Origin of the sequence: Synechococcus sp. N26, assembly GCF_900473975.1 — a bacterium.
Lineage (GTDB): Bacteria > Cyanobacteriota > Cyanobacteriia > PCC-6307 > Cyanobiaceae > Parasynechococcus.
Genome location: NZ_UCNM01000006.1, coordinates 149,557 through 164,646, shown reverse-complemented (window position 1 = coordinate 164,646; position 15,090 = coordinate 149,557). Strand labels below are relative to the sequence as shown.

Genomic DNA, 15,090 nt, shown 5'->3' with positions numbered 1-15,090 from the left:
GATCGTGCAGCCCCGCAGCGAGCCCCTGCTCTGGCTTCAGTGCCTGGCCCTTGGAGCCATTCCCCTGGAGCTGCTGCTGATCCGCCTGGTTCTGGCCGGCGCGGATCCGGGTCCTGTTCCCGGTGTAGAGCGATTCCTGATCTGGGGGGTGGGGGTCCTGGCCCCAGCTGTCGCGTTGTGGCGACGGCCCGCCGACTGGGGATCTCTGCTGTTCGTGCGTCAGCCGTTGGCCAGCCGCAACAGCGATCAACTCCGCATCAGTGCATCCCAAGGCGGCTTGAGCAGCCGCGCCGCTGTGGTAATCGCCGCAGTCATCCTGTTGCCCGTGCTCTGGTGGATGGACGATTCAGCGGTGCTGGCGAGTGAATTTTCCCCGGTGTCGGGACAATCCCGTCTGGTCACCCTGTTGCTGGTCAGCCCATTGCTGGCCTTGATGGTCTGGCAGGGGCAGCAGCTGATTCAAGCCGCAGCGCTGTTGCTTGGATCACCAGCAACCGTCGCCCCTGCCGATTCGGCTTTTCGTGCTGATGCTCTGGCAACGCAACGCACCAGCCTGGGCCTGCAGTTGCTCAACCTCCCTGGCCTGGAGTGGCCGGAGCCTGCAGTGGAGCCGATCAAGCAAGAGCCCGACAAGGCCATCGGGGTGGACGACACCGCGTCGGAGACAGACGACAGCACTGATCAAGCCACTACTGATCAAGCCAGCACTGACAACGAGGCACCCGATGGGGAGAGTTCAGCCGTCCATCCTGTTACGGCTGCAGTGTCTGACGAAGCTGATCCCGAAACCGCTCCTGAGCCCGTCGTTGCCGAGGCTCAAGCTGAAGAGGCTGCTCCAACAAGCGATCAGGACGCCGATAAGGGCATGGACGTGGAAGACGTGGAAGACACCACGCCGGAACAGAGCGACAGCACGGAAGACATCAGCGCCTCCGACATCAGCCCTGACAACGAAGAGCCAGACGAGGAGGCACCGGACAACCAAGAGCCAGACGAGGAGGCACCGGACAACCAAGAGCCAGACTGCGAAAGTTCAGCCATCAACACCGCGATGGCTGAAGAGTCTGATGTCGTCGAGTCCGAAGCGCTGGAACCGGTCGATGCAGAGGATCAAGACGGCATGTCGGAAGACGACGACGCTGACGACATCCGTGCGGTTGACGCCAACCAATCAAGCGTCGCTGCTGCTGCTGCCTCTGTTGCGGTCGAACCAGAGCAGACCGGAGAAGAGCAGGAGAGCACCCCCCTGGATGCCGAAGTCAGCCAGATCGACGGTGTCGCCAGCGGAAGCACGGAAAGCCATCGTGAACAGGCCGAGTCCAGCGGAAGCAAAGAGAGCGAACCAGACGAGCCGTCTGAGCCCACGCCAGGGGGTCTGTGATTCCTTGAGCAACCGTTCCCGCAGGGCGGGATCCAGGCCAGATTTGGGGCGGGGATTATCGGGCAAACGTCCAAGTTGGATTCAGAGCAAATGTTAAATTGCATGTGACGCCGATGTAGCTCAGCCGGTAGAGCAACGCTTTCGTAAAGCGTGGGTCGCCTGTTCAAGTCAGGTCATCGGCTTTTTGCAGTGACGCATTGAATCAGCCGAATTCAATGCATATCTATTTAACACATATCCTCTTCAATCCCGAAGACGAGCAGAGATCATTTCCACTGGTGATCCTTCCACTGAGAAGATCATTCCAGGGAACAATCCAGTGAGCTGGATTCACATCAGCCAACACTTCAGCCACCTCAGGATTCTGAAGCACCAGGATCCTTCGCGACCGCAGTTTGAGCTGGCGCCTTAACCAGGGCGTCATGATCGCTTCTTCAACAAGGCGCTGGTACGAGCCATCGGCGATCACCCGTTCAAAACCGGTCTGAATCGCGGCTGCCAGCTCCGTGTTCTCTGGAGCCACATAGAAGAAACCCGCAAAGGGATAAACAATCAACAGATGGGGATCCAGCAGCATCTGCGGGTACAACGACCTCACCACGGAAGCCTCCGCTTCAAGTTCCGCCACACCGCGGGGAAACAACTGCACCCGGTTGTCATTCACCAAGCGCAGCAATTTTTCCGACCGGGCGGTGTAGGCGCGCAACCCAGCACCCGGAGCTACAAATGAAACTCATCCTGCGCATCTGGCGGCAACGCAGCGCCGATCAACCCGGTGGTTACCAGAGCCATCAGATGGAGAACGTCTCCCCCAACCTCTCCCTGCTGGAGGCCCTCGATCAGCTCAACGAACAACTGATCAGCGCCGGAGAACGGCCGGTGAGCTTCGAGCACGACTGCCGCGAAGGCATCTGCGGCAGCTGCGGCTTCCTGGTGAACAGCCAGGCCCATGGCCCTCGGGCCGCCACCTCCGTATGCCAGCTCTACCTGCGGGAGTTCAACGATGGTGCGGTGCTGACCCTGGATCCCTGGCGCGCCAAGGCCTTCCCTCCGATCCAGGATCTGATGGTGGACCGCTCCGCCTTTGACCGGATGATCGCCGCCGGCGGCTACTGCTCAACGGGCACTGGCCAGGCTCCCGATGGCAACGCCCTGCCCGTGGGCCGGGAGCAAGCCACCAGCGCCTTCAGCACGGCAACCTGCATCGGTTGTGGCGCCTGCGTCGCCAGTTGCCGCAATGCCTCGGCAAGCCTGTTCGTGGCCGCCAAGCTGGCGAACTTGGGGCAACTGCCGCAGGGGCAACCGGAACGGGCCAGCCGCGCCGACGCCATGCAACGCCAGATGGAGGCCGAGGGCTTCGGCAGCTGCAGCAGCAACCTCGAATGCGAGGCGGTCTGTCCCCAGGAGATTTCCGCAGACTGGATCAGCTGGATGCACCGAGAATGCAAAAGCTGACTGAGCCAAAACACCACAATCGCTGCTGCGCCAGCCCAGAGATCATCAGAAACTTTTTGCCAATAACCCACAACAAATCACTACTGTTTTAAGGATCGACGCAAGCCAAAAGCATGCAATCCAACCCCCAGCCGGAGCAGATCACCAAAACAGTGGTGGGCGTGACCACGGTTTTCATTGGAGGCATTGCTCTGCTCTCAAGCGTGTTTGTTGTTCCCGCTGGTGAAGTTGGCGTGGTCACCACCCTTGGCAAAGTCTCCAACACGCCAAGAGAGCCGGGATTGAACCTCAAACTTCCGTTCATTCAGTCGACCCATAATTTCAGCGTCAGAACGCAGGTCATCCCCGAAAAATTTTCAACACTCACCAAAGACCTGCAGGTGATCGAAGCCACAGCAACAGTGAAATATGCGGTCAAGCCCGGAGAAGCCCCCAGGATCTACAGCACGATTGCCACCGATAACTCTGCGATTTACGCCAGGGTGATCCAGCCATCCCTGCTGAAATCACTGAAATCGGTGTTCTCGAAGTATGAACTCGACACCATCGCCACCGACTGGAACAACATTTCCACCCTTGTGCAAGAAAGCGTCTCCAATGAGCTGAGCAAATTCGACTATGTGGCCGTTAAAGGCCTGGACATCACGGGCCTCAAGATTGCTGAGGAATACCGAGCGGCCATCGAGCAGAAGCAGATCGCGCAACAGCAGCTTCTACGCGCCAAAACCGAGGTTCAGATCGCCGAGCAGGAGGCCCTGAAGTTTCAGACCTTGACCCGCTCGCTCAATGACAGCGTTCTCTACAAGCTGTTCCTCGACAAGTGGGACGGAAAAACAAAGGTTGTTCCGCCCATTCGTGGGGGCAGCACGCCACCGGTGATTGTTGGCCGATAACGGGATGCAACTGGATGCGTCAGAGCCCAGCGCAGCCGCGGGTCGCCGCCTGCAGGTCAGCAATGGCCTCGGCGCCACGGCCCGCCCGCAGCTGCTGCATCACCAGATCCGCCTGAACTCCCAACAGCAGGGTCTGGCAGGGATAGGCACTGCTGGCTGACGCCTGTTGCTGCAGGGCCTCCGCCTCGACCAAAGCCTGTTCACAGAGCTGAGGCTGATGGCCCTCCAAGCAGCGCCTGGCTCGGGCCTGAAAGGCTGCCAAGGGCGACGCACGCACCACAGGGGCCGCCATGGCGAGGAGCAGCAGGACTGTGACGGTGCGCGCGAGCAGGGCTCAGGGGGGCGATTTGCTGAGATGATGCCTCAACTTCGACCCATCGCCCCGCCGTGTACACCGACTGGACCGCCATTGCCCTGCTGCTGTTCACCGCGGTGCCGCTGTTGATCGTTGTGGCGACGGCCACCTACTTCGTGATCCAGAACGATCAGAAGACTCCCCTGGGCTGAGGATCAAGCCAGGGGCCGGGTAGGACAGCTGAGTTTGGCCAGACCTGGGGTGTTGATGGGCTGGTGGTTCAACGGTGCCGACTGCACCGCTGAACTGATCTGACCGGTCCCCAGACAGACGATGCAGGTGCGGAAGCGGTCCCCCGACACCCGCTGCATCCCACTGCCTCCACAGACGGTGCACGTGCACATGATCCCAAGGATCAGACGATGGATTCAGTGTGGGTGGAAAACCCGCCGCTGATCCCGAAGTGTTCCTTAAGAAATCACTGCATTGATCTCTTGCTGCGTCAAGTGTTCGAGCAACTCTGTTGCACTCAGGCGCGCACCAGGATCCAGCAGCTGAAGCCCTGAGACCAAGCGACCAATCACCGCAGCCGCATCGAGCCCCGCGGCACGGAGCGGTTCCAGGCCGGAACTGGCCTCACGCTTGGACAGTTTTTGGCCGCTGGCATCACAAAGCAGCGGCCCATGCCGGAACTGGGGCGGTGATTCACCTAGGGCCGCAAAAACACTTCGCTGGGCTGGCAGGGCCTCGCGCAGATCAGCACCACGCACCACATCGGTGATGCCGAAGCTGAGTTCGTCGATCACGGTGGCGAGCTGGTAGGCGATGAAGCCATCGGCTCGCCGCACCACCACATCGCCACTGCCGTGGGGATCGTCATCAGTCACCCGCAGGCGCCAACTGGGGAGCCGCTGCTGCTGCCAGCCCCAGTGGTGCCCAGCCGTCCGGCAGACGCCGGGATAGATCGGCTGACCGGCAAGCTGCCTTCGGGAGCAGCGACAGGCGAACAACCATCCGGATCGGCGCAACCACGACAACCAGGAGTGGTAGATGCCACGCCGTTCGCTCTGGAGAAGCACCGGCCCATCCCATTCCAGGCCCAGCCAGCGCAAATCGCTTTGGATCGCCTCGATGGCACCGGCGCGGTTGCGCGGCGTATCGAGGTCATCGATGCGCAGCAACCAAGCACCACCGGCCTGACGGGCCGCCAACCACGAGAGCAGAGCCGTTTGCAGGTTGCCGAGGTGGAGCACCCCCGTGGGAGATGGGGCGAAACGGCCGCGGTAGACACCGGCGGCTGCCAAGGCTCGCCCCCGCTCCAGATGCTGTTGCAGATGCTCCGGAAGTTCCTTCATCTGAACAGCCATCAAAAAAGGCGACCCACTGGGCCGCCCGGAGAACGAGGTTGAGGCGCTGATCAGCCCTGAACGCGGTCCTTGAACATCTTGCCGGCGGTGAAGGCGGGAACGCGCTTGGCGGGAATCGCGATCTTCTCGCCGGTCTTGGGGTTCAGACCCTGACGGGCGGAACGCTCACGGGGCTCAAAGGAACCGAAACCGAGGATGGACACCTTCTTGCCTTCCACCACGGAGTCGATGATCGTGTCGATGGCGGCGTCGACAACCATGGAAACGTCGGTCTTGGTGAGCTCGGTGCGAGCAGCCACCAGATTCACCAGATCAGCTTTGTTCATTGGTTAGAGAGAGTCGGGGGGCGGGAGACGGCTCAGATACGGCGTCGTGGGCTCGCCGCTGCCTTCCCCAAGCGGCCCAATCGTATGGAGAGCAACCGGTTGCTGCAAGCGAAACGTGTTGTGCCGCAACGCTTTAGCTGTTGTCCGCCGCATCGCTCCAACCGCTGAAGGGCACGAGCCGCTCCCCACGCAAGGCACCAAGCGCAGCCCCAGAAAGCAGTTGGGGACTGGCATCTGAAGGAATCCAATCCCTGAGCCTGGCCAAGCTGTTCAGCTGTCTGGGCCAGTGGAATGTGCGGGCATGGCGCATCGGCGCGAGCTGACCCGGAGCCCATGGCGTCAGCAAACGCCCGCAGAACAACAGTTCATTTGGTGCCGGGGCGAACACCACACAGCTCCCCGGCGTCGGCCCCGGCGTCCACAACAGCCGCAAACCACTCACCGTGGTGTGTTCCTCGGCAAAGGTGTCCAACGGCTCCACATTGGGCAGGAGATAGGCCTCCTGTTCCTGCACCTGCACCGGCCATCCCAGGCGCTCCTGAACGCGACGCAAGCGCCCATGGCCTTCTCGGCTGGTGAGCAGGATCCTCGGGCTGCGGGTTCCCGCCAGCTGGCGCAGAGCCGTGAGGCTGGCCTCCGTCAACGGCGGGCAGTCCACCAGCACGGGCTCGGGATCCAGATCCAGCCACCAGGAGCTGCCGCCCTGGCTGTCGCGGTTGGGCGGAAACAACCAGAGGTCGTCACGCAGCTGCTGCGGCGGCCGGCCGGCCTCAAGTGTGGTGGTCATCGCCATTGGCTCAAAACAACGGACCAAACCACTAGTTTGAAGTCGAGATGCCCCAACGGGCCTTGAGTGGCATTCACCCCGGTTCTCCCTGGCCCCTGGGCAGCAGCCTCACCCGACGAGGTGTGAACTTTGTGCTGGCGGCCCCCGGGGCCGACCGCATTGAATTGCTGCTCTACAGCAACGGCAACGATCGCAGCCCGGAGCGGGTGATCGAACTTGACGGTCGACGTCACCGCTCGGGCGACTACTGGCACGTGGAAGTGGAGGGGGTCGGCGAAGGCTGGTGTTACGGCTACCGGGTCTTCGGGCCGCTGGCGCCGGGGGGCCATGGCTTCCAGCCCTCCAAGGTGCTGCTGGACCCCGCCGCCCGTGCCATCAGTGGCTGGGACGTCTACGACCGGGTGCTGGCCACCGGCCCCTCACCCAACGCCCATGCCTGCCTCAAGGCGGTGGTGTGCGAACGGGATCTGTTCGACTTTCAGGCCCATCCGCGCCCGCGCCACAGCTGGCAACGCACGGTGATCTACGAGCTGCACGTGGGGGGCTTCACCCGCCGTGAGGATGCCGGGGTCGCCTTGGAACACCGAGGCACCTACCTGGGCTTGATCGAGAAGTTGCCCTATCTCAAGGAGCTGGGCATCACGGCGGTGGAGCTGCTGCCGGTGTTCTGCTTTGACCCGGCCGATGCCCCCCCGGGCCGCGACAACGTATGGGGGTACAGCCCCCTGAGCTGGTTCACACCCCACCACGGCTACTGCAGCAGTAGCGATCCGTTGCAGGCCCGCCATGAGGTGCGCCAGCTGGTGGCCGCCTGCCATGACGCCGGCATCGAAGTGCTGCTGGATGTGGTCTACAACCACACCACCGAGGGCAATCGACATGGCCCCACCCTGAGCTGGCGGGGTTGTGCCGACAACGTCTACTACCACCAAAACGAGGACGGCGACTATCAGGATGTGAGCGGCTGCGGCAACTCGATCGCCGCCAATGCGCCGATCAGCACCCAGCTGATCCTCGAATCGATGCGCTGCTGGGCCCTGGAACTGGGGGTGGATGGCTTCCGCTTCGATCTGGGCATTGCCCTCAGCCGCGGCGACCAGCTCAAACCCCTGAATGAGCCGCCCCTGTTCGCGGCAATGGAGGCCGACCCGCAGCTGAGTGATCTCAAATTGGTGAGCGAACCTTGGGACTGCGGCGGTCTTTATCGGCTGGACGACTTCCCCGGCAAGCGGATCGGCACCTGGAACGGCCATTTCCGCGACGGGGTGCGGCGCTTCTGGAAAGGGGACGACCACAGCACCTGGAGCCTGGCCCAGCGGTTCAAGGGCAGTCCCGATCTCTATGACGGCAAGCCCGTGGCCCTGGGGCGTTCGGTGAACTTCATCACCGCCCACGACGGCTTCACCCTGGCGGATCTGGTGAGCTACAACCGCAAGCACAACCTGGCCAACGGCGAAGACAACCGCGACGGCGAGAACCACAACAACAGCTGGAACCACGGCATCGAAGGCCCCAGCAGCAACCCCCTAGTGCAAAGCCTGCGGCGGCGTCAGCAACGCAACCTGCTCAGCTCGCTGCTGCTGGCCCGTGGCGTGCCGATGCTGCTGATGGGCGATGAAGTGGGCCGCAGCCAAGGGGGTAACAACAACAGCTGGTGCCAGAACAGCCCCCTGGGCTGGATGGTCTGGAATGAAGACCAGTGCGACCTGGAGCTGAAGCAATTTCTGCAGCGGCTGCTGCGGCTGCGCCAGTGCTTGCCGCAACTGTTCAATCCCTTGGTGCCGCCACGGGAAAGCAACCGCAAATCAGCGGAACAACCATCGGAGCAGCGCAGCGATCTCTGGCGTCAATGGCACGGGGTGAACCTGGCCAAACCCGACTGGGCCGCCTGGAGCCGCACGACGGCCACCAGCCTCCACCGCGGCAGCCGCGGGGCGCTGCTGTGGATGGGCTTCAACGCCTACAAGGAAAGCCTCAGCTTTGAGTTGCCGGTTCCGGCCTCCCCCTGGAAACGGGTGATCGACACCTCATTGCCAAGCCCCAAGGATTTCCCAGCCGAGCCAGCCAGCTTCAGCGGCGTTGAGATTCCCTTGCAGAGCCGGAGCTTCGTGCTGCTGCTCGCCGAGGAGGAAACCTCAGGCCTGCGGTTGTGATCAGAGCGGGTGACGGGAATCGAACCCGTGTCATCAGCTTGGAAGGCTGAGGTCTTACCATTACACAACACCCGCGTAGTACAAACGAACCACTGCCCCAATAGCTGGTGGTGTCGTGAGCACGCATTCATTATGGCAATCCGCCTGCCCGAAGCCTCCGCGTGACACCGACCGACGCATCCCTGCAGGGATCCCGCCGCAGGCTGATGCTGGCCTACGGCCTGGGCGACGCCGGCACCGGACTTGCCGCCACTCAGCTGGGCTTCTACCTCTTTCCGTTTTTCATCTGCGCCGCTGGCCTGCCGGCCTTCATCGCCGGCTCTCTGCTCACGGTGAGCAAGGTGTGGGACGCGCTGAATGATCCGTTGATCGGCTGGCTCAGCGATCACACCCACAGCCGCTGGGGCCCGCGCCTGCCCTGGATGCTGACCGCAGCCCTGCCGCTGGGCATCAGCCTGACGGCGATGTGGTGGGTGCCCCCGGGCGACAGACTGCAGCGCACCATGTATTACGCGGTGATGGCGGTGTTGCTGATGACCGCCTACACCAGCGTCAACCTGCCCTACGCGGCCCTCAGCACCGAACTCACGCCGGACACCGCCATTCGCACCCGCCTGAATGCGGCGCGGTTCACCGGATCAATCCTGGCGGGCCTGAGCGGACTGATCGTGGCTTCGGTGGTGCTCACCGACGGAGGTGGGGGCTACCTGGCCATGGGCCGGATCACCGGCAGCATCGCCGCCACCACCACGCTGCTCTGCTGCTGGGGGCTGGCCCCCTACGCCAAGCGGGCCCAACGGCCGGTGCCCAACAACGAACCGCCGATGCAGCAGCTGAAGCGGGTGATGGCCAACCCCCGTTTCCGCCAGGTGCTGGGGCTGTATCTGCTGCTCTGGTTTGGCTTGCAACTGATGCAGGTGGTGGCCCTGATCTGGCTGGTGCAGGTGGTGCATGTGCCCGCCAACCTCTCCACCTGGATCCTGTTGCCTTTCCAGATCGCCGCCCTGCTGGGGCTTCAGCTCTGGAGCAACCTCAGCAACCGCATCGGCCGCGTCGCCACCCTGCGCTGGGGCGCGGGGCTGTGGATCAGCGCCTGCCTGATCTCAATGCTGTTCCCGCCCCTGGCGGCGGATCCCGGCCCGCTGCAGCTGCTGCCACTGGTAGGGCTGATCGCCCTGGTGGGGGTGGGAGCAGCGACGGCCTATCTGATCCCCTGGTCGCTGCTGCCCGATGCGATCGACGCTGATCCGAGCAAACCCGCCGGGCTTTACACCGCCTGGATGGTGTTCGGCCAGAAGCTGATCATCGGCCTGACCATGTCGGTGTTCGGCAGCCTGCTCTCGATCACCGGCTACATCTCCGCCAAGGGGGGCAACTGCAGCGGAGCACTGAGTTTCATCGAACAGCCGGATTCAGCCCTGCTGGCGATCCGCCTCTGCATGGGTCTGATTCCCGCCATCCTTGTGCTGCTTGGCCTTGTGGTGATGCGAGGCTGGCCCGACCGTGGAGCCCACCTGCAGAAGGCCGCCGGATGAACACGCCCCGTTCCATCAAACGCCTGGGCACCAGCCTGCTGATCGGAGGCCAGGCCGTGGCCGCCACCCTGCGCGGCCGCATCAATCGGGGAGAGCTGTTTGAGCAAATGCTGGAGGCCGGCCCCGGCAGCCTGCTGATCGTGCTGATCATCTCGGTGGCCGCCGGCTCGGTGTTCAACATTCAGGTGGCCGCAGAACTCACCCGCCAGGGAGCGGGATCAACGGTAGGCGGCATCCTGGCGATCGGCCTGGCACGGGAGATCGCACCCCTGCTCACCTCCTGCCTGCTGGCCGGCAAGGTGGCCACCGCCTACGCGGCCCAGCTGGGCACGATGAAGGTGACCGAACAGATTGATGCGATCACCATGCTGCGCACCGACCCGGTGGAGTACCTGGTGGTGCCCCGGATGATCGCCATGGTGGTGATGGCACCGGTGCAGTGCTTCTTCTTCTTCTTCGTGGCGGTGTGGTCGGGCCAACTCACCAGCACGGCCCTCTACAACATCCCGCCGGCGGTGTTCTGGACCTCGGTGCAGACCTGGATGAACCCGCTGGACCTGCCGTTCATGCTGGTGAAAGCCCTGGTGTTCGGGCTGATCATCGCCACGGTGGCCTGCGGTTGGGGCCTGACCACCCGCGGCGGTCCCAAGGAAGTGGGCACCAGCACCACCGGCGCTGTGGTGATGATCCTGATCCTGGTGGCCTTGATGGATGTCGTTCTCACCCAGGTGCTGTTCGGAGCATGAGTTCAACCCCCTCCCCCGTCACCCTCAAGCCAGACGTGCGGCTACCGCTGCTGGTGGTGGCCCTTGGCCCGGCACTGCTGCCTCTGCCGCTTTCGCCCTGGCCCACCTTGGTGGTGGTGCTGTTCGGCCTGTTTTTGCTGATCCAGAGCGCCAGCCTGCGCTTGGAATTCAAGGAAGACGCTCTGATCGTGTGGCAGAACAGCCGCGAGCTGCGGCGTTTCCCCTACGACCAATGGCTGAGCTGGCAGCTGTTCGCCCCCTGGCTTCCGGGCCTGTTTTATTTCCGCGAAACCCAGAGCATTCACTTCCTGCCGATCCTGTTCAGCCCCAAGGAGCTGCGGGAACAGCTGGAACTACGGGTGGGAGCGCTTGAAGTACCGAAAGATGACCCCGAAGACAAAACGAGCAATAGCGAGCAGTAGCACGATTTCGAGACGATATCCATGCAATTTCGTGCATACCTGTCGCAGTTGTGATGCCACCTGTTTTTCTGCGGCCTGTTCGGCTGGAATGGAGGGATGGAGAGCACGGCAGCTGACGCAATGCCCGACGACACCGACCTGACCCCCCAGGCACCTGAACCGGAGCAGCCCCCGGCGGAAACCAGCGGCGACACCAGCGCAGAACCCGCCAGCACCACCAGCACCGAGCCCGCCGCTGCAGAAGCCAATCTCGTGATGGAGCTGGCCCTCAAGGATCTGCAGGACCGCCGCGATGCCCTGGAAGCGGAGATCAACGCCCTCAGCTCCCGCAAGCAGCAACTCGAGACCGAGCTGAAGGCCAACTTCGCCGGCCAATCGGACGCCATCGCCCGCCGCGTGAAGGGCTTCCAGGAGTACCTGGGCGGTGCCCTGCAGGACCTGGTGCAGAGCGTGGAAAACCTGGAGCTGGTGGTGCAGCCGATGGTGGTGCAGCCCTCCCCCCTCGATCAGGCGGCAGACAACGCAGCGGCGCCGGAGAAGGCCGGTGAGAGCACTCCGCCGCTCGCAGTGGCCGACACCTTCCGCCCCGATGAAGAGCTGATCCGCCAGACCCTGGAGCGCTTCTTCAAACAACCCGACGTCTACGCCGACCCCTGGAACCTGCGGCGCAGCATCGACGCGCGCGACACGGCACTGCTGGAGGACTGGTTCTTCAATCAAGGCGGACGTGGCGCCCAGCCCAGCCGCGGCACCCGGCCGCGCAACATCCTGGTGAGCGCGGCCCTGATCGCGGTGATCGGTGAGCTGTATGGCGATCAGTTCCAGTGCCTGGTGCTGGCCGGCGGCCCCGAACGGCTCGGCGAATGGCGGCGCGGCCTGCAGGATGCCCTGGGCCTGGGCCGGGAAGACTTCGGGCCCAGCAGCGGCATCGTGCTGTTCGAACGGCCGGAAGCCCTGGTGGAGCGGGCCGACCGGCTGGAGGAGCGTGGGGAAGTGCCCTTGATCCTGATCGATGCGGCCGAGCGCAGCGTCGACATCCCTGTGCTTCAGTTCCCCCTCTGGCTGGCCTTCGCGGCCGGACCGGGTGAACGCCTCGACGACGACGACCTGCTGTGATCCTTACTGCCCTGCTGCTCCTGACCATCGGCTACCTGCTGGGAGCCATCCCCAGCGGTTACCTCGCCGGCCGCTGGCTCAAGGGCATCGACCTGCGCGAGTGCGGCTCCGGCAGCACAGGCGCCACCAACGTGCTGCGCAACGTGGGCAAGGGCCCAGCCTTGGTGGTGTTCATGATTGATGTGGGCAAAGGCGCCCTGGCGGTGCTGTTGGCGAAGAGCGTTGGCCTCAGTGACTGGCTGCAGGTGCTGGCGGGCCTGGCGGCCTTGGCTGGGCACATTTGGCCTGTGTGGCTGGGCTGGAAGGGCGGCAAGGCGGTGGCCACCGGCCTGGGCCTGTTTCTCGGCCTGGCCTGGCCGGTGGGACTGGCCTGCTTTGGCCTGTTCATGGCCGTGATCTCAATCTTCCGGATCGTGTCGCTCTCCAGCGTGGTGGCCGCCATCGGTTTGCCTTTGCTGATGCTGATCTCCGGCGGCAGCAGCGCCTACGTGGTGGTGTCACTTGTGGCCAGCCTGATGGTGCTCTGGCGCCATCGCAGCAACATCGAGCGGCTGCTTGCGGGCACCGAACCCAAGATCGGGCAGAAGTCTTGAGCCCTGCCGCCAACAGCGATCAGCCCAGGAGCTCTCCGCAACAAGCAGCAAATGCCGCACTGGGATCCTCGGCCTTGGTGATCGGCCGGCCAATCACCAGCTGGCTGGCACCGGCGACAATTGCCTCTGCCGGCCCCATCACCCGGGCCTGATCACCTACCGCTGCCCCTTTGGGGCGAATGCCTGGGGTGACCAAGGCAAACGGTTCGGAGTGCTGCGCCCGCAATGCCGTTGCCTCCAGGGGTGAACACACACACCCGCCGATGCCGGAAGTCGCCGACAGCTGCGCCAACGCCGGCACCCGTTCGGTGATGTCCTGGGCAATGGCGAGTTCCCGTTGCAGTCGCTGCTCCTCCCAACTGGTGAGAACCGTCACCGCCAGCAACGTTGGTACGGGCTGGCCAGCCCCTTGGGCCCCTTCCACTGCCGCAGCCTGAGCCGCCTTGAGTGCTTCGCTGCCTGCGCAGGCATGCACCGTGATCAGTTCGGCCCCCAGCGCCGCCGCCCGCCGGCAGGCACCAGCCATCGTGGCCGGGATGTCGTGAAATTTGAGATCGAGAAACACCCGCAACCCCTGTTCACGCAGCTGCGCCACCACCTCCGGGCCTGCCTGCACAAACAGCTCCAGGCCCACCTTCACCCAGCGCAGCCCCTCCACCTGGCCGGCAAAGCGCAGCGCCTGTTCGGGCGCCATGCCATCGAGGGCCACGATGATTCGATCGGCGGGGTCTGCGGGATGCAAGGTCATCAGCCCACCAAACGTCGGAAGGTCTTCTTGCCCAATTGCAGCACCTTGCCCTCCAGTTCCGCCGCTGAGGCGAACTCCTGGTTGGGGTCGCTGATCTTCTCCCCCTCCAGCCGCGCCGCGCCGCCTTTGATCTGGCGGCGGGCTTCGCTGCTGCTGGCGCAGATGCCCACGGCACTGAACAGATAAAAGGCCTTGGCCGGGAAGTTCACCTCCGCCAGGGAGGCCTCGGGCACATCAGCGCCGGCGTCACCGCTGCCGCCCACGAGGGTGGCGGCATCGCTCTGGGCCTTCTGGGCGGCTTCGATGCCGTGGCGGCTGGCGGTCACCGCCAGGGCCATCGCCTTCTGCTTCTCGCGCGGGTTCACCGGCAACGAAGCCAGGTCCAGATCAGTCAACAACGTGACGTAGTCGTCGATTGCCGCATCACCGACCTTCTCCAGCTTGGAGTACATCGAGAGCGGATCCTCCTCCAGGCCCACCACGTTGCCGAGGCTCTTGCTCATCTTCTGCACCCCGTCCAGACCCACCAGGATCGGCAGCAACAGCCCGAACTGGGTGCCCTTGTTGAAGTGACGCTGCAGGTCGCGGCCCATGGCCACGTTGAACTTCTGATCGGTGCCGCCCAGCTCCACATCCGCATTCACCGCCACCGAGTCGTAGCCCTGCAGCAGCGGGTAGAGGAACTCATGCAGCGCAATCGGCGTGCCGCTGCCGTAGCGCTTGGAGAAGTCGTCCTTGGCCAGCATCTGGCCCACGGTGCCTGTGCCGAGCAGGCCGATCACCGCCGGCAGGTCCATGCCCTCCAGCCACTCGGAGTTGTATCGCACCTCCAGACGGCCGGGGGTTTCGAAATCGAGCAGCGCCGTTTCCTTCGGCTGGTCTTGCCCCAACTGGCGCAAATAAGTGGAGGCGTTGGCGGCCACCTGCTCCTTGGTGAGCTGCACCCTCGTGGCGCTCTTGCCGGTGGGATCTCCGATCCGCGCCGTGAAATCGCCGATGATCAGCACCGCCGTGTGGCCCGCGTCCTGGAAGGCCCGCAATTTGCGGAACAGGATGCTGTGACCCAGGTGGATGTTGCTGCCAGTGGGGTCGATGCCCAGCTTCACCCGCAGCGGCCGGCCTTCCTTGTCGGCCTGCGCCAACCGGGCCGCCAGGGCCTGATCCGCATCACTGGGATCCCCGGCCGGGAACAGGTCGGCCATGCCCCGGGCCAACCAATCCGGCAACGACGGGATGGAGTCCGGCATGGGGAGGCGCAACGAGCAAGCGCTGG

Annotated in this window: 17 protein-coding genes, 2 tRNA genes and 1 pseudogene; 10 read left to right on the top strand and 10 right to left on the bottom strand. The window is 63.8% G+C overall.

Annotated features, from left to right (window positions below; genetic code table 11):
* Positions 1 to 4: 4 nt before the first annotated feature.
* A pseudogene (locus DXY33_RS12655) lies at positions 5 to 565 on the top strand (low-complexity tail membrane protein); the annotation flags it as partial.
* Between the two features lie 606 nt (positions 566 to 1,171).
* Here DXY33_RS12655 and DXY33_RS04160 read toward each other — a convergent pair.
* Positions 1,172 to 1,393, bottom strand: coding sequence for a DUF3493 domain-containing protein (locus tag DXY33_RS04160; RefSeq protein WP_371634568.1), 222 nt, complete (start codon positions 1,391 to 1,393; stop codon positions 1,172 to 1,174).
* 97 nt (positions 1,394 to 1,490) lie between these two features.
* On the opposite strand from DXY33_RS04160, the gene DXY33_RS04155 reads away from it, so the two are divergent.
* Positions 1,491 to 1,563 (top strand) — tRNA-Thr (locus DXY33_RS04155).
* A gap of 41 nt (positions 1,564 to 1,604) precedes the next feature.
* Here the strand turns inward: DXY33_RS04155 and DXY33_RS04150 are convergent.
* On the bottom strand, positions 1,605 to 2,087 hold the full coding sequence (locus DXY33_RS04150; RefSeq protein WP_115131854.1) for a hypothetical protein: 483 nt from the start codon (positions 2,085 to 2,087) through the stop codon (positions 1,605 to 1,607).
* A 20-nt stretch (positions 2,088 to 2,107) separates the two neighbouring features.
* Between DXY33_RS04150 and DXY33_RS04145 the strand changes: the two genes are divergently transcribed.
* A complete protein-coding gene (locus tag DXY33_RS04145) occupies positions 2,108 to 2,836 on the top strand; it encodes a succinate dehydrogenase/fumarate reductase iron-sulfur subunit (RefSeq protein WP_115131853.1) in 729 nt (242 codons plus the stop codon).
* A 113-nt stretch (positions 2,837 to 2,949) separates the two neighbouring features.
* Positions 2,950 to 3,729 carry a prohibitin family protein gene (locus DXY33_RS04140; RefSeq protein WP_115131852.1) on the top strand — a complete coding sequence of 260 codons (780 nt, stop codon included), beginning with the start codon at positions 2,950 to 2,952 and terminating at the stop codon, positions 3,727 to 3,729.
* A 19-nt stretch (positions 3,730 to 3,748) separates the two neighbouring features.
* On the opposite strand, the gene DXY33_RS04135 is transcribed toward DXY33_RS04140, so the two are convergent.
* The 5 genes from DXY33_RS04135 to DXY33_RS04120 all read right to left on the bottom strand — a co-directional run bounded on the left by DXY33_RS04135 (position 3,749) and on the right by DXY33_RS04120 (position 6,510).
* Entirely contained in the window at positions 3,749 to 4,021 is a 273-nt protein-coding gene (locus DXY33_RS04135) for a hypothetical protein (RefSeq protein ID WP_244275850.1), read from the bottom strand.
* Between the two features lie 218 nt (positions 4,022 to 4,239).
* The gene (locus tag DXY33_RS11970; RefSeq protein WP_115080922.1) at positions 4,240 to 4,428 is read right to left on the bottom strand and encodes a hypothetical protein; all 189 of its coding nucleotides are present in this window, start codon (positions 4,426 to 4,428) and stop codon (positions 4,240 to 4,242) included.
* 66 nt (positions 4,429 to 4,494) lie between these two features.
* Entirely contained in the window at positions 4,495 to 5,379 is an 885-nt protein-coding gene (gene gluQRS / locus DXY33_RS04130; RefSeq protein ID WP_115131919.1) for a tRNA glutamyl-Q(34) synthetase GluQRS, read from the bottom strand.
* Between the two features lie 62 nt (positions 5,380 to 5,441).
* Entirely contained in the window at positions 5,442 to 5,717 is a 276-nt protein-coding gene (locus DXY33_RS04125) for an HU family DNA-binding protein (protein WP_006850925.1), read from the bottom strand.
* A gap of 133 nt (positions 5,718 to 5,850) precedes the next feature.
* Positions 5,851 to 6,510: an MBL fold metallo-hydrolase gene (locus DXY33_RS04120; RefSeq protein ID WP_115131851.1), complete on the bottom strand. Its 660-nt coding sequence runs from the start codon at positions 6,508 to 6,510 to the stop codon at positions 5,851 to 5,853.
* 41 nt (positions 6,511 to 6,551) lie between these two features.
* Between DXY33_RS04120 and DXY33_RS04115 the strand changes: the two genes are divergently transcribed.
* The gene (locus tag DXY33_RS04115; protein WP_115131850.1) at positions 6,552 to 8,657 is read left to right on the top strand and encodes a glycogen-debranching protein; all 2,106 of its coding nucleotides are present in this window, start codon (positions 6,552 to 6,554) and stop codon (positions 8,655 to 8,657) included.
* A 4-nt stretch (positions 8,658 to 8,661) separates the two neighbouring features.
* Here the strand turns inward: DXY33_RS04115 and DXY33_RS04110 are convergent.
* Positions 8,662 to 8,732: transfer RNA gene (locus DXY33_RS04110), tRNA-Gly, on the bottom strand.
* A 131-nt stretch (positions 8,733 to 8,863) separates the two neighbouring features.
* On the opposite strand from DXY33_RS04110, the gene DXY33_RS04105 reads away from it, so the two are divergent.
* The 5 genes from DXY33_RS04105 (at position 8,864) to plsY (ending at position 13,069) form a co-directional block, all read left to right on the top strand.
* The gene (locus tag DXY33_RS04105) at positions 8,864 to 10,192 is read left to right on the top strand and encodes an MFS transporter (protein ID WP_115131918.1); all 1,329 of its coding nucleotides are present in this window, start codon (positions 8,864 to 8,866) and stop codon (positions 10,190 to 10,192) included.
* Complete coding sequence (locus tag DXY33_RS04100) at positions 10,189 to 10,938, top strand: ABC transporter permease (protein WP_006850673.1); 750 nt, start codon at positions 10,189 to 10,191, stop codon at positions 10,936 to 10,938. The genes DXY33_RS04105 and DXY33_RS04100 overlap by 4 nt, the downstream gene beginning before the upstream one ends.
* Entirely contained in the window at positions 10,935 to 11,360 is a 426-nt protein-coding gene (locus tag DXY33_RS04095; protein ID WP_115131849.1) for a DUF3119 family protein, read from the top strand. The genes DXY33_RS04100 and DXY33_RS04095 overlap by 4 nt, the downstream gene beginning before the upstream one ends.
* A gap of 96 nt (positions 11,361 to 11,456) precedes the next feature.
* Positions 11,457 to 12,476 (top strand): DUF3086 domain-containing protein, encoded by a 1,020-nt coding sequence (locus tag DXY33_RS04090; protein ID WP_115131848.1) that lies wholly within the window; start codon positions 11,457 to 11,459, stop codon positions 12,474 to 12,476.
* On the top strand, positions 12,473 to 13,069 hold the full coding sequence (gene plsY / locus DXY33_RS04085) for a glycerol-3-phosphate 1-O-acyltransferase PlsY (protein ID WP_115131847.1): 597 nt from the start codon (positions 12,473 to 12,475) through the stop codon (positions 13,067 to 13,069). Before DXY33_RS04090 ends, plsY begins: the two co-directional genes overlap by 4 nt.
* A gap of 19 nt (positions 13,070 to 13,088) precedes the next feature.
* Here the strand turns inward: plsY and pyrF are convergent, their stop codons facing one another.
* Both pyrF and tyrS read right to left on the bottom strand, forming a co-directional pair.
* Complete coding sequence (pyrF, locus tag DXY33_RS04080) at positions 13,089 to 13,817, bottom strand: orotidine-5'-phosphate decarboxylase (RefSeq protein ID WP_115131846.1); 729 nt, start codon at positions 13,815 to 13,817, stop codon at positions 13,089 to 13,091.
* Entirely contained in the window at positions 13,817 to 15,064 is a 1,248-nt protein-coding gene (tyrS, locus tag DXY33_RS04075) for a tyrosine--tRNA ligase (RefSeq protein WP_115131917.1), read from the bottom strand. Before tyrS ends, pyrF begins: the two co-directional genes overlap by 1 nt.
* Between the last annotated feature and the right edge of the window lie 26 nt (positions 15,065 to 15,090).